Genomic DNA, 14,211 nt, shown 5'->3' with positions numbered 1-14,211 from the left:
GCCGACCTGCAGTTCTCGTGGGAATGCGGGACAAGGAGGGTATAGTGGTGGCGGTGCACGGGCGATACCTGCATGTTGTGCGCGGACAGAACAAGATGCTCACGTTCGGGCCCGGTGGCGGCGCGGTGAGCGTACGGGGAGGCTGGCGCGTTGATCCGCTGATCCTCGTGGAGGGGCTGTTCGATGCCCTGTCGCTGGCCACCTGCGGATGGGGCTCCGTGGCGACCATCGGACGCTGGGCGCCATGGCTGCCGGAGGTGTCGGCTGGCCGCGTAGTATGGCTCGCTTTTGACGCCAGTAGGTCGGGTGAGGCCGAGGTCGCTCGCTACGCAAAGCTGTTGTGCACATCAGACATTCGCAGGTTGCTGCCGCCACCACTGTGCAAGGACTGGAGCACGGCACTGGTAAAGCGCGGGCGTAACGCCGTGACGCGCTGGGTGCGCGACCGCCTTATGGCAAAGGAGACATCACCGGAATGAGCGTGATCTATGTCAGCACCGACGTCGAGGTGGACGGCCCGATCCCCGGTCCCCACTCCATGCTGAGCTTCGGGTCCGCGGCTTTCCTGGCCGACAAGACCCTCGTCTCAACGTTTTCGGCAAACCTGGAACTCCTTCCCGGGGCATCGGGCCATCCCGACACCATGGCATGGTGGGCCAAACATCCCGAGGCGTGGGAGGCCTGCCGCCAGGACCTTCGCGCGCCTGCCGGAGCCATGGCCGACTACGTGAAGTGGCTCGACGCACTCCCTGCCAAGCCCGTCTTCGTGGGCTACCCGGCAGCCTTCGACTTCATGTTCGTCTACTGGTACCTGATGCGCTTCGCGGGCCGGAGCCCCTTCAGCTTCTCGGCGCTGGACATCAAGACCATGGCCATGGTGATGCTCGACAAGGAGTATCAAACCATCACCAAGCGGACCATGCCCAAGCGCTGGTTCGATCCCCTCCCCCACAACCATGTGGCGCTGGACGATGCCATCGAGCAGGGTATGCTTTTCTGCAACATGCTCGCTGAATGCCGCCGCTGAAACACCGTGAGGCCCTGCCATGACCCTCCACCTGCCGCCGGCAATCTGCTTTCGGGTCACCCGTTCCTGCAACGCCCGGTGCGGCTTCTGTCTCGCTCCACCGACCGGCGACCACCAACCCGCTGAAGCCCTCATGCAGCGCATTGACTGGCTCCTGTCCCACGGGGTGAAGACCATCCACTTCTGCGGCGGCGAACCCACCATCCACCCGGCCCTCCCGCAACTGCTCGCCCATGCCCATGCACGAGGGGCCAAAACGAAGCTCACCACCAACGCCATCACGATCTCCGATGCCTTGTTGCCGCTCCTCCGGGCAACAGGCACCCAGGTCAAGGTCAGTCTCCACGGCGACCGCGAACACCACAACAGCATCGTCGACGTTGACGCCTTCGACCACACCACGGGCAATCTCAGCCGTCTCATCGCCGCCGGCGTTCCCACATCGGTCCAGACCACCGTCATAGCAGGGGGCACCTGGGTCGTGGCGTGGATGATCGACTTCTGCCTGGAGCACAGGGTGCGGCGCCTGAGCATCCTCCCCTTCATCCCGCGCGGCAACGGCTTCGAACGTCAAGACGAGTTTGGGCTGCGACAATCCCAGCGCCGGGAGCTGCATGATCTCGTAACCGCGAAGCGACGCGCCCTCAGCAATCGACTCGATATCCGGTGGCTGGACTTCACCGCCCGGCCCGTCCATGTGGTCGAACCTGGTGGAGACGTGGTTCTCGAAGGCGCAACAGGAACAAACGACGAGGTGCTCTGCCGCATCCCCTGAATATACATGGCTTGTACTTTTCGAAGACCTCGGCAGCAGAAACAGAACCTATCTCCCCAGCCTTATACCCTTCCCATCGACGAGATGATTCCTCGGCCCAAAGTTTTTCAATCTCGGTATCAGGCATATCAAGGGATTCAAGGAGATAGTCAATAAGCTGCAGCTTGTCCAAAGGGGGAAGTCTGGTCACCTCGCGGATTAGTGGATTATTTACGGTCAATCGTGGAGCACCTCATCTTGTTCAGACTGCTTGTACAGGAAAGCAACCGGTTATTCCCTGCAAGAAATCCGGAACGTTGCGTGGGGTATAGTTCTCTCCTTCAGCAAGGTCAAGGCAGCAGCCCTCCCTCCCCTCTCCGCTCTGCATGACCCGGAACATACCTTCGTAGGTGAAGTGTTTGATGGAGGTGGTGAGGTCGGTCATTGCCGCAAATTCAATAAGTTAATCGCCACAAGTTGACAAATTGACTACGTCCCCGTTCCCGTCCCCAAACGCCTTCTGTTTGCCAGACGCGAGACGATCATTCCCAAACCCATACCGAAAAGGGCGATGGTTGTCGGTTCAGGAATGGCTGTGGGGGTGAAAGAGACAGGTCCGATGGCAAAATCATTCTCAGGGGTATCGGGAACTCCGCTGATCCCGCCCACGATGAGGCGGGTGATCACCTCCCCCTCAGTGGCGCGCACCCCGAGGAAGGTTGCCGTATCGTTCGCCAGCTGGCCACTGACCCCATTTACGGAGAAATCGCCCACAAGGGTGCCTCCATTGAACACGGACAAGAAGAAAGATTCGGGACCCACAAAGTCGTTTTGCGCCCTGAACCCCACCTCTGTCACGCCGCTGCTGAACACAATCTCAATGGGGCCGGCCCCGCCACCGCCAATGTCCCCGGCAGTATTGGTGTTGGTAGAGAGCAGCTTCGTCCCGGGGGCAAAGTTGCCCACCATGTCCCCCATCTCATTGCCCTGATCGGCGCGCCTGAAATCCCCCTGGGCGAGGGTGAAGGTGAGTCTGATCCCCCCGACAGTCAGGGTGTAGGGCGAAGGGAGAATGTCAGGGACGTCGCCGGTATACTCTGCCGTAACAGCTGCGGCATTCAGTTCTTGTGGTGAAAAGAGCTGGATGGTGCCGGCATGGCCTGGAACGCTCATCCCTGTCACCAGCACCATCGCACCAGTCAGTACGATCATCGATAGGGGTCGCATCTCGTTTCCTCCCACAAAAACCTGTCAGCTACGGATCGTTTACCTGCTCTCTTATGGATGCGTGCGTTCGTGTCAGTATTCCAATGTGTCAAAGTGTAGACCTGACACCTAATTTTCATGACACCGACTTTTCACCTTTTGTTTCATTCATGAATCCTATTGATTACCCATTCGAAATGACCTCCTGTGATTTCTTGAGAACCCTTATCTTCAATATTAATATTAAGCATCGCACGGCGCCACGGTTCGGCATCACCCCTAAGGTTTCCTTTCCCATTTGCACAAAGTCGTATAACAAATCCAACAGAATCTTTATACTTGTAAGTATAATCGAGTTTAATAGACATGGTTTCTAACTTAAAAAGATATTCTAATGCTTGACTAATTGGAATTGGTATTTCTTTATTGAATACTTTTTTAATAGCTTTAAGTAATTTGTCATAATCTTGATTTCCCATTTCTAACTCTACAAGGTCGTATGTAATTTTGCATTCTGCACACTTGTCATCAAAATTTTGATATTTTGTAGACAGATTTGTTATATTGTAGAAATACCAATCTTTACCGAATAGATAACTGATAGATGCTGTTCCAGATTGATTATCACCGGCAGCTTTACAACTCCCTTTTTCGCACCGATTATTTTGTTTTATCGGAAGTGTCATTGATCCGGTAACCCCCCAAACATCTATTCCCCAAACAAAAAGCTCCCTTGTCCCAGTGGTTACCAATACCTGTTCTAGTCCCCAAGGATCTGTAAGATTCGGAGAATTGCCCCAAACATACTCGTAGAAATTGATACCCGTGAAATAGCTTAATGGATCCCTCTGCAAAAACCTTCCCTTCTCACAGTCATAATATCGCGCCCTGTAGTAATAGAGCCCAGACTCCTCATCCAACTGTCGCCCGGTAAACATCCACGGATTGCCGATGGCGCCGTGCGGCGTGCCCCAGGCATTCTTCGACACAGGATTGCCAGCACCGTCGGTAATGGTCACGCACCCATAGGCATCATAGGCATACCGCTCAACCACATTGGCCGTACTGTTGGTGACCGCCGCCACCGACCATAGTGCATTCTGGTGGTAGTAGTACGGCTGCCCACCCCGGTCCATAGTCAGCACTTCGTCGATGTAGTTGCCGTAGACATAGGTAGCCTTGGTGAAGCCGCCGGCGTCCTGCTCCTCGATGATCCGGGCATCGTCGTAGAAGTAGCGGGTTTCAACCGGTCCGACGGCCGGATCGGCAACCTTGGCGATGCGGCGGCTCAGGGCATCGTAGCGGTACTGTCCCACCAGGCGGCCGTCAGCCTTGCGGGTGACGCCTGTCAGACGGTTTTCCTCGTCGTAGGCATAGGTGTAGCGCTCGTCCTCCATCAGGTTCCCATTGTCGTCGTGCCTGATGGTCACGGCGTCGATGGCGGTTATTTCATTGACCGCGTTGTGCGTCCGGTTCTGGGGCGTGCCGTCCTTCACCTTGCTGTCCCAGTTCCCCAGCTTGTCCAGGTTGTACTGGGTCTGGGTGACCGGCACCGGAATGGTCGAGCCGACCAGATTCCCCACCTTGTAATCGATCAAGCGGTAGATGGCGTCGTACTGGTACGCCTCGGACTTGGTCGTGTCGTGGCGCTTGTCCTCGTACTTCTTGTTTCCTTCCCTGTCGTAGTCGTGGCCGAACCCGGCGATGCGGGTGGCACCGGCTGTGTGCTCAAGGGAGGTGATCCAATTGTTGGCGTTATAACCGTAGGTCGCCACGGTGCCGTTTCGGTAGGTGCGGGTTTCAACCCGGTTCCCCAGGTCATAGGCATAGGCGGCGATGGCGGTCAGGCCGCCGTCGTTGATGGTGCCGAGCCGCTGGCGGAGATCCATCTGCTCGATGATGACCCTGCCGCCGGGGTAGCTGACGGTACGCTTGCCGTTCTGAATGTCATAGGCGTAGCCGACGTCCTTTCCTCCCTGGTTCGTCTTTTTAACGCGATTGGCCTTGTCATACTCGAAGGTGACGATCCAGCCGCCACGGCCGGCGCGGAGCATCCGTCCCCCCGTGTCATAGGCGAAGCGGTCGTCGGGGTCGGCCTCGTAGTCGCGCAGGGTCAGGTAGTAGAGGTCATTGTACTGGTAGGTGGTGGTCCTGTTCTTCTGATCCCTCCTCGTCTTGAGGTTGCCCGCCCTGTCGTAGCTGAATTCACGGGTGTTCTTGCCCAGGTCGTGGGGCGGATAGGATTCGACGGTGAGGCGGTTCACCTCGTCGTAAATATAGCTGGTCACCTCACAGTCGGCCGGCGGCGCGCCCGAGGCGCAGACATCCGGGGTGCTCCCCTTTTTGGCGGTGATGAGACGCGTGACGTTCCCCACCGGGTCGTACTCAGTCCGGGTCCAGATGTCATTGGCGCTGAGGAGGGCGCAGGTGGTCCCGCCCATGAGCTGCGCCATCTGGGTCCGGCGGTTGATGTCGTCATAGAGGTAGCAGGTCACCCTCCCTTCCCGGTCGGTGGTCTTGGTGAGGTTCCCCGTCTTGTCGTAGCTGTACCGGGTCGTCTGCCCCATGGCATCGGTCACGGCGACGAGGCGATTGGCGGCGTCGTAAGTGTAAGTCGGGCCGTTGTTGTTGCCGTCCCGCTCATGCAGCCGGTTGCCGACACCATCGTACTCGTAGGTGGCAACCAGGCCGACCCCATCAACCACCTGCTTCAACTCGTTCCGGTCAGTGTAGTCGTTGGTGGTGATGTTGCCGTTGGGCGCCTTGAACGTTTTCACGTTTCCCACGTGGTCATAGGTGTATTCGGTGGTCTCACCCTCTGCGTTGGCCTCGGTCTTGAGCCAGTTGTTCAGGAAGTAGGTGAGGACCGTCGGGTTGCCGTTGGCATCGGTGCGGGTCAGGACATTACCCGCCGAGTCGTAGTCAATCTTCTCGACCCAATCGTCACTATCGATGACGCCACAGTCGGTATCGCCCACCTTCCGAATGGTCGCCTTCCTCCGGTCGATCTTGTCATACTTGAAGCAGGTGACCTTATCCTCGGGGTCGATGATTTGGGCGATATTGCTGGAACCGGGTGTCGGGCCGCCGCAGGACGAGCAGCCGCCACCGCTGCCGTTGTCGTAAAAGTACTGGGTGACGATGTCGTCGGCGTCGCCGGGGGTGCACTCCTGGATGCTGATCTTCTTGACCTCCTGGCTGAGGCGATTGAGTTCGTCGTACATAAAATGGGTGTAGTGGCTGTTGGCGTCGATGGCGCAGGTCCGGTTGCCGACGCCGTCATAGGTGGTTTGGGTGGTGCTCCCGAGGGCATCCATCACGGTCGTCAGCCGGTTCTGGACGTCGTACTCGAACTTTGTGGTTTTTCCGCGTGGGTCGGTGGTGGTAAGGCGGTTGTTGTTGCCGTCGTAGGTGTACGCCGTCACCAGCTCCAGCCCCCCAGGATCGCGGGTCTCGCGGATGAGGCGGTTGCGCAGGTCATACTCGTAGCGGGTGGTCTGATATTCGGGAGGCGTCAGCTTGACCTGTTTCTTCACTTCGGTCCGGTTGTTGTTGCCGTCGTAGGCGTACTCGGTGGTGTAGCCAAGGGGGTCGGTTTCCCTGGTGAGACGGTTCAGGGCATCGTATTCATAGGTGGTTTCGTGGCCGTTGGCGTCGATCACCTTGAGCCGGTTGCCGAGGATGTCATACTCATACTGGGTGACGTTGTTCTCCGGGTCGGTGACTTTGCTCCGGTTGCCGTACGTGTCGTACTCATAACGCGTAATCTGTGTTTCCATGCCGCCCGCCATAACGTTATCCACCTCTTCCCTCTCGACGTTGCCATCCACAAAATAGAACCACCGCTTCACCAGGTTCAGCCCCCCGACATCGCGGGTTTCCTGGATGCGGTTCCCCTTGGCGTCGTACTGGTATTTCGTTACGGCGCTGTTCGGGAAGGTAACGGTTGTCACATTGCTGAAGACCTGTTCGTAGGCATAGCGGGTCTCGTTGCCCAGATGGTCCCTCACCAGTGTCCGGTTCCCCTTGACGTCATACTGGTAGGTGGTGGTGTGGAGATTGGCGTCGGTCTCCGTCTTGACGTTCAGCGTAGCAGCGTCATAACTGTAGGCGGTAGAAGCTCCATCGGGAGCGACCACTCTGGTGATGAGGCCGTCTTTGTCGTAGTGGTACTGCCAGAGATTGCCGCGGCCATCCTTCTTGGTGGTGACTGACGGCACGTAGGTACGCTGCTTGTTGAGCAGGAGGTCGGTGGCGTTGGTTGCCCAGTTGCTGGAATTCGTCATCCTGAACAGGGTGGCGCCGTTCTCATCCACCGTTCCGGTCGGACGCCCCGCGGCGTTGTATTCATACCGCCATTGGTGGCCATCCTTGTCGGTCTTGCGAATGATCTGGTGACGCTCGTTGTAGCTGTAACGAACGGTGTTACCCAGAGGGTCCGTAATGGATGCGAGATTGCGAAACCCGTCATACGTACAGTACGTGCTGCGCCCCAGCGGATCGGTGATTTTCCACAGCCGCTCGTTCGAATCATAGGCGAAGGTGATCTTCCGCCCGTAGGTGTCTTCAACCTGGTCAAGAAGACCACTGACGTAGGTAAGTTCCGTGACATTGTCGTTTCTATCGGTAATTCTCTTGAGCATCCAAGGGGTGGTGCCCAGTATCGTGATTGGGTTACCGGGGATCTTTTCGAAGCGGAAGGTGAGACCATCATTGTTTCGAATTTCAATGGAGCCGTCGGCATTCTCCGTGATGGTCTGCTGGTGTCCCCTCGTGGCGGTCAGGGCGCCGCCGCGCGCCGCGCGCTGGTACTTGGTGGTGAGGCCGCCGGGACTCATCTTGAAGATGTCGCGCCCTTGGATGAACAGAAAGATGTTGTAGGAATGGCTCCAGCCATAGCCCATGACGGTGTTCAGGGTCGCCTTTTCCCCGTCGGCCACGTAGCTGGCATAGTGCAGTGAAAGTTCGAGCCCGGCGCCGTTTGCGTTGCGGGCGCTGACCACGGGGTAGGTTTCGCCCATGGTGCCGCTGGAAGTGGAGGTAAAACTGCCGAGAAAGATGTCGGGGCAGGGTCCTTTCCCCGACGGGACATCGGGAAGCGCCTGGCCGCAGCAGTCCCGGCAGGGGGCATCGGCGCCGATAAGTTTGGCAGAGATTATCTGGGGGGTGCCTGCCGATATAACCACTCCGACAATGAGGGCTGCGAGCGTCGAAACCGTCCTGGTTGCCATAGCGTGCCTCCTCTGCACTTCTTGATTACTTTATGTCCCCCCCTCGACTTCCTGTCCGCAGGCAGACAGCCGATATATGCCTATGACTTTCTTCGTCCCTTCCAAAAGAGGAACCCACAGCCAACAGCCACAAGGGCAACAGTCCCCGGCTCCGGTACAGCATTGGCTCCGTACACCTCGCTGTCCGCCTCGGCGGAGAGGTAGTACGAGGAATAGTATTTGAAAGCTGCATCCAGTTGTAACGTACCCGTATACGTCCCGGAGAACTCTCCCCTGCCGGAGTGAATCTCATTTATGAGGTCGGACCCGAGCAGCTCACGGTCCCCTACTTCCCATACCTCCAGTTTGCCCGCCAACGCCGTACTGAAGTATCCCAGACTGTCAGCATTGGCGCCGAGGTGCCCCAGGTAATCGAGAAGGAATATCCCCTGCACCGTTGTTCCCGGCACATCGGGATCATTTTTGACGATGGAGAAGAAATTGTCGAAGAAGCTTAGTGCACCGCCATCTCCCTGCGCGCCAAGCTCGGAAATTTCCAGACTTGAGTGCGTCATTGCCACGATAGACGCACCGGGGCCAATGGCTACGTTTGCTCCATTGGCTACTTGGTATTCTGCCCAGGAGTGAACAAAGAACGAATCTGCCTGAGCCCGGATTTTTCCGTCGTTGTCCAGCAGATAATTGGAATCGCCGTTACTGCCGGTTGCAGTGTCTTGGGCATAGGCGGTGACCTGTCCATACCAACGATCATTCCAGACAAGCCGAGCATTGCCATCCGTGGTCGAAAAAGAAAGGTTGTAGAGCTTCATGTCGCTTGTGGCGAAGACATAGGCATTGGACGTCCTAACCAGCGAAAAACAGCAGAAAAACATCATGAAAACACTGAATATTCCTTTCGCGAGGCACATACATATCTCCCCTCTAATGAACTAAACTGACGGTCTCATTTGACGGATTACCACGATGGCGAATCAAGAAAGAATTACAAAGAGAGGACTATCGGCGGGGCATGGAGCCTTTTCGAAGCTCCGCATCAGCAGCATAAGGAACGACTGGAAATCGTCAGAGGATTTCCGACAAGAGATTGCGCCATCCATTGCATAGTTTTATGCGATTAATTTCAACTAATGCAAGACACATTCCAGACGCTAATGTGCTGATTCGCCGTATTTTTGAAATCCGGAGGGGAGCAAACTGTAAGCAAAACCGACTAAATCCAGGGACTTAATGAGATTTTATGTAGCAATTTCCGACACTTGGCGCCGGAGCGGGAGGAGTGCATTGAGAAGGCGGCATCTTGCGGCGCCACCCTGTTTCCGGTTACTTGCCGACGGTTACCCCTTTTGACAAACCCAAAACCGACAGTACACTTTGCTAATTAGAACACCATCTTCCCCGCCCCTCCCTTCACTCGCGGGAATGTCTGCTTCCGCTTGCCAACAGTCTCACCATTTTGATGTCAACGTGTGCTATGCCAAGGAGGGCACGCATGAAGACCCCTCGACTTTCGTTTGAAACGCTTTCCGATCTTCGGATTCCCCGGCTCGACCCTGCCGACCTCTCGCTGGCGGCACTACGCCGCGCCCCCAAGTCCGCCACCTTCGACTGGCTCGGGAGGGCGGAGGAAGCCATCCTCGGCCCTCGGTCCGCGCGAGCTAAGGCGGCTCCGCCGAAACCGGCCGCCAAAGGTCCGCCGCCGAAGTTCATCACCATCGGTCCTTTTTCCCTGGTCTTCGACCAGCTCCAGCTGACTCTACAGGAACAGGGGAGCAACCGGTTCTGGCACCTGGAGACCGCCTGGTTTGGCGGCACCCCCAAACTGACGGTGAGCCAGAAGGACGGGGGCGTGGATATCGCCCTGGCCGGCGCCTTCTACCCTGGCACCACCATCCCCGCATCCCTCAGGGCCGCGATCCGCCTCGTCAACGGCATCTGGACCCTGCGGCTGCGGCTGAAGTACGGAAGCTTCGACGCCACCCTCCCCCTGTCGCCGTGGCTCGGGCGGACCCAATGGGCCGTGTCGCCGGTCCACCTGGACCTGGAATGCTCTCCCTTGGGTCCGGCCTCGGCGCTGGAGGCCAAAGGGGGTGGGATCGCCGCATTCACGCCGGACTGGCTCCTGGGAACCCTCACCGTTGACGGCTTCAGCTTTTCCGGATTTCCCGGGAACGTGACTGCCGATGCGGCCCTGGTGGGGCTCCTGCCGCCGGGGGCTCAGACCTTCTTTCTCCCGAACACCTTGCGGCGGACCGGTATCCTCTTCGCCGCGGACCAGCAGTTCCCGCTGCAGCCCGAGTTCGCCTCCCCCGGCCCCACCATCCACCTGGGGGCGTTCCGCTTCGACGGACTCTTCCTGGAGACGGCGCTCCTCCCCAACGACCAGGCCATCCGCTTTCTCTTTGCCCAGTCGGTGGCCGACCCGACCCTGGCAGGGCTCGAAACCGGCGGCGGACTCAGGGGAAGCGACGGCGAGCCGTTCCGGATACCGCTCCGCAACCCGCGCTACGGCCAGCTCTTCGACGACAGCCGCCAGCGGACCGTTGCGGGGCTCGTGGCCCAAGTGGACGAGGTCCCCTTCTGGCTCCACAGCCAGGGGGTGAGCCTGCTGCTGGCCCAGTCCCGCCAGGTTCCCTCTACCGGCATCCTCCAGGTGGGGGCGACGACGCCGGTCATGGTCTGCCGCCTGAGCCTCATGAAGAGCGCCCCCCGGATGGAGGGAATGCTGGTCCGCCCCGAGCCGGCTCCGCCGCGCTCCGAGGTCCTCGTCACCTGGCGGCCGCTGCCGGGCACCCTTCAGCCCACCTTCGGCCATGTGGAGATCGACGCTGTGGCCGGCACCGCCACGGTGCGGCTCCCCCGCAACACCACCCTGGCCGTGATCCGCCGCGACGATTTCCTCCACCTGGGATACCGGTGGACCAACCTGCGGCTCGTGACCGAAGGAGCGACGCGGCGTCTCCAGCCGTTGACCACGGGCCCCTCCTGGCTGGCGGTGGTCTTCCCGCCCCAGAGTATCGGCGAGGAGACTTTCTTCGAGACGGACCCCAGCTACAAGGTGAGCGATTCAGACATGCCCCCTGCCCAGCAGGTGAAGGAAGGCCCGAGCATCGCCAACCCGCCGTCGCCGCCGGTCAAAGCCCTCATGGCCAAGCAGAGCCGTCTCGTCTTCTCCCTCCCCCAAGGGGACCAGGCGTTTCTCCTGAACGGCACGACCATCCTCGACTGGCAGCCCCTCACCCCGTCCCTGGCCCCCACGGCCCTGCCGGGGGCGGTGCGGTTGAAGCGGCCGGGACTCCCTCCCATCATCCTCCCGGGCCCCGAGCCGATTTTCAAGGTGGCGGCACCCCTCTGGAACCGCCCCCCGGTGGTACTCTCGAACCGTACCGCGCCGGTGCAGCGGGCAACGGCAACCCTTACGCGCCAGGCGATCCTCGGGAACCTTCGCCCCATCGACACCATCAGCATCCTGCCGGGGCTCCTCCTGAAGCCCGCGCCCCCCTCAGCCACCACGACCCAGATCGAGCTCCCCTTCCGCCTGATCATCTCCCCAAACCACTATGGCACCTGGATCCACGCCAACGCCCCGGTGACCCGGGACGGCCGGACCGAGCTCTGGCATACGCGGCTGGCGGTGCGCGCCGGTGAGGCAATCACCGAGGAGCCCCACCAGTACCGGACCGTGCGGGCCATCTGGTCCCGCGACCACGACATCCCCACCGATTTCGACAAGCCGTTCCTGATGCCCATGGACCAGGACGATCGGCGGCAGATCGTAGACCTGACCGCCGACTTCACCATCGGCACGCCAACCCCGGTGGGCATCAACAAGCTGATGCTCTCGTCCCTCGGCGGGTGGCTCGACAGCAACCTCCAACTTGAACCGCCGGTGGGATATTCCGTGGAGCAGTGGCGGCACCGGGCCACAATGGGGCGCGACCATTTCGTGCGGGTAGTCTACAAGGGGTTCCTCTTCCCCTTCGGCCATCGGGCATCCCTGGTGAAGATCAGCGAACGGAAGGTGGAGCTCTCCCCCACCGGCGACCCGGTGGCGTACATCCGGCAGCGGATGTTCATCATCGTCCGGGAGCCGGAACGGACCTACGGGGGCGACGTCTACACCTTCAGCGGCCGCGAGACCCCCCTGCGGCGCGTCCGGATCACGACGCTCGTCACCCCCAACCTGAACCCGCCCCAGGAATCCCCCTTGGGTGCCGACCCGGGCCAGCGCCCCCTCGGGGGGCCGGTGGGAACGCCACCCATCGCCGCCTTCTGGCCCCGGGTGGGTCCGGGCGACTTCCTCTTCCATCTGAAGGGGTGGGACTGGGAAGGGCACGAGGTGGACTTCGTGATGCCCCTGGCCTTCGTCCGCTCCGACATGCTCGACAACGCCGCCGAGATCAAGGTGGCGGTTGATGCCTACAACGCCGACAAGGAGAAAGACCGGCGAAAGACCTCCCTCGGCGGCCAGCAGGTGGCCATGGCCGAGGCAACGGGGTATGCCGGCAAGACCACCTTCGACACGGCGGCCCTGAGCTTTGTGGCCCTTTCCCCCGCCGACGGCACCCGGGAGCCCCCCTGCTACCCGAAGCTGGACCAGGCCCAGATTGCTATCGCGGCACTGCGGCAGATGACCGGCAGCAACGATCCGGCCACGGTGGAGCTGGCCCCCCGGTATCTTGAGCACAGCTTCGACCCGACGAAAAACAAGGCGGGGCTCTTCGCCCAGGTGCCGGCCATGCTCGCGACCCCCTCCCTGGACTACACGGCAGGGAAAAGCTCCGACCGCTCCGGCGGGGTCGCCACCCCCAGCATGATGATCCGCGGCCTCTCCCGGGAGCTGGGGATTGTGGGGGACACGGCCGACAGCTTCGCCGAAGGGAATTTCGACCCGCTCCAGTTCTTCGCCGGCCTCGATGCCCAACTCCTTGGGGGGATCACCCTGGCCGACATCCTCGACTCCCTGATTCCCGGCGACTTCCTGAACCAGGCGCCGAAGCTCGTCACCGCCAACAGCGCCACCGAGATCACCACGACGCTCCACTGGGAGACCACGAAGCTCAAGGCCAGCGGCCCCTTCGTGAAGGGAGCCGCCTCGAAGCTCACCCTCGACAGTCTCCTCAAGACCCCCAAGGCGGGGGGGGCCAAGACCTTCCAGCTGACGGGGAAAATCGTCGACTTCACCATCAACCTGGCCGACGTGGTGACGGTGAAGTTCGACCAATTCTCCTTCACCTCCGTGGACGGCAAGAAGCCGGACGTCCATGTGGAAATCGCCGACATCACGTTCACCGGCGCACTGGAGTTCGTGAACGAGCTGCGGAACTACCTGCAGCCTGCCAACTTCGCCGATCCCCCCTTCCTCGACGTGACTCCCCAGGGGATCACCGCCGGCTACTCCCTCACCATTCCGGCGGTCTCCGTGGGGGTGGTCTCCATCGCCAACATCGCCCTCGGCGCCCGGCTTTCCCTCCCCTTCACCGGCGAGCCGATGCGGCTCCGCTTCAACCTCTCGGAGCGGCAGAGCCCCTTCACCGTGTCGGTGGCCCCCTTCGGCGGCGGCGGGTTCTTCGCCCTGGCGGTGGGGATGGACGGGGTGGAGACCCTGGAGGCCTCCCTGGAGTTCGGCGGCTGCGTGGCCATAGATCTCGGTGTGGCCAGCGGCGGCATCTCCCTCATGGCCGGCATCTACCTCAAGATCGAGGTAACGAGCAACCATTCGCAGCTGACCGGCTATGTGCGGGCCAACGGCTCCCTGGAGGTCATCGGCCTCATCACCGTGTCGCTGGAATTCTACCTGGGGCTCGACTACGACTTCGGCGCCGGCAAGGCCTGGGGCGAGTGCCGGGTTTCGGTGAAGGTGGAGGTGCTCCTCTTCAGCGCCAGCGTCACCGTCACCATGCGGAAACAGTTCGCCGGGTCCAGCGGAGATCCGCCCTTCGGCGTCATGATGCCCCAGCCGCGCTGGGAAGCCTACGCTGCGGCGTTTGCATAGG

At 60.3% G+C, this 14,211-nt stretch carries 8 protein-coding genes; 4 read left to right on the top strand and 4 right to left on the bottom strand.

Translation table 11 applies throughout. From position 1 onward, the window contains the following. Positions 1-44 precede the first annotated feature (44 nt). The 3 genes from KI811_RS17700 to KI811_RS17690 are packed head-to-tail and all read left to right on the top strand — an operon-like array spanning position 45 to position 1,802. The gene (locus KI811_RS17700; RefSeq protein WP_214187798.1) at positions 45-479 is read left to right on the top strand and encodes a toprim domain-containing protein; all 435 of its coding nucleotides are present in this window, start codon (positions 45-47) and stop codon (positions 477-479) included. Then, complete coding sequence (locus KI811_RS17695; protein ID WP_214187797.1) at positions 476-1,027, top strand: 3'-5' exonuclease family protein; 552 nt, start codon at positions 476-478, stop codon at positions 1,025-1,027. Before KI811_RS17700 ends, KI811_RS17695 begins: the two co-directional genes overlap by 4 nt. 19 nt (positions 1,028-1,046) lie before the next feature. After that, on the top strand, positions 1,047-1,802 hold the full coding sequence (locus tag KI811_RS17690; protein WP_214187796.1) for a radical SAM protein: 756 nt from the start codon (positions 1,047-1,049) through the stop codon (positions 1,800-1,802). Here the strand turns inward: KI811_RS17690 and KI811_RS17685 are convergent. The 4 genes from KI811_RS17685 to KI811_RS17670 all read right to left on the bottom strand — a co-directional run bounded on the left by KI811_RS17685 (position 1,705) and on the right by KI811_RS17670 (position 9,126). Then, positions 1,705-1,992 carry an addiction module protein gene (locus KI811_RS17685; RefSeq protein ID WP_281875409.1) on the bottom strand — a complete coding sequence of 96 codons (288 nt, stop codon included), beginning with the start codon at positions 1,990-1,992 and terminating at the stop codon, positions 1,705-1,707. The two genes, KI811_RS17690 and KI811_RS17685, sit on opposite strands and share 98 nt — an antisense overlap. Before the next feature lie 278 nt (positions 1,993-2,270). Then, positions 2,271-3,008 (bottom strand): PEP-CTERM sorting domain-containing protein, encoded by a 738-nt coding sequence (locus tag KI811_RS17680; RefSeq protein WP_214187794.1) that lies wholly within the window; start codon positions 3,006-3,008, stop codon positions 2,271-2,273. 143 nt (positions 3,009-3,151) lie between these two features. Further along, the gene (locus KI811_RS17675; protein WP_214187793.1) at positions 3,152-8,218 is read right to left on the bottom strand and encodes an RHS repeat-associated core domain-containing protein; all 5,067 of its coding nucleotides are present in this window, start codon (positions 8,216-8,218) and stop codon (positions 3,152-3,154) included. A gap of 80 nt (positions 8,219-8,298) precedes the next feature. Beyond that, complete coding sequence (locus KI811_RS17670; protein WP_214187792.1) at positions 8,299-9,126, bottom strand: PEP-CTERM sorting domain-containing protein; 828 nt, start codon at positions 9,124-9,126, stop codon at positions 8,299-8,301. 581 nt (positions 9,127-9,707) lie between these two features. Here KI811_RS17670 and KI811_RS17665 point away from each other — a divergent pair. Beyond that, positions 9,708-14,210, top strand: a complete 4,503-nt coding sequence (locus KI811_RS17665) for an outer membrane channel (protein ID WP_214187791.1) — start codon at positions 9,708-9,710, stop codon at positions 14,208-14,210. The last annotated feature ends 1 nt before the right edge of the window (position 14,211 follow it).

The organism is Geobacter hydrogenophilus (assembly GCF_018501225.1).
GTDB classification, from domain to species: Bacteria; Desulfobacterota; Desulfuromonadia; order Geobacterales; family Geobacteraceae; genus Geobacter; species Geobacter hydrogenophilus.
The sequence above is the reverse complement of the archived record's forward strand: the minus strand, read 5'-3'. Positions and strand labels throughout refer to the sequence as shown.

Coding starts and splice junctions, on each gene's coding strand:
- KI811_RS17675 (WP_214187793.1), bottom strand. CDS start 8,218: ATGGCAACCAGGACGGTTTCGACGCTCGCAGCCCTCATTGTCGGAGTG.
- KI811_RS17695 (WP_214187797.1), top strand. CDS start 476: ATGAGCGTGATCTATGTCAGCACCGACGTCGAGGTGGACGGCCCGATC.
- KI811_RS17690 (WP_214187796.1), top strand. CDS start 1,047: ATGACCCTCCACCTGCCGCCGGCAATCTGCTTTCGGGTCACCCGTTCC.
- KI811_RS17670 (WP_214187792.1), bottom strand. CDS start 9,126: ATGTGCCTCGCGAAAGGAATATTCAGTGTTTTCATGATGTTTTTCTGC.
- KI811_RS17665 (WP_214187791.1), top strand. CDS start 9,708: ATGAAGACCCCTCGACTTTCGTTTGAAACGCTTTCCGATCTTCGGATT.
- KI811_RS17680 (WP_214187794.1), bottom strand. CDS start 3,008: ATGCGACCCCTATCGATGATCGTACTGACTGGTGCGATGGTGCTGGTG.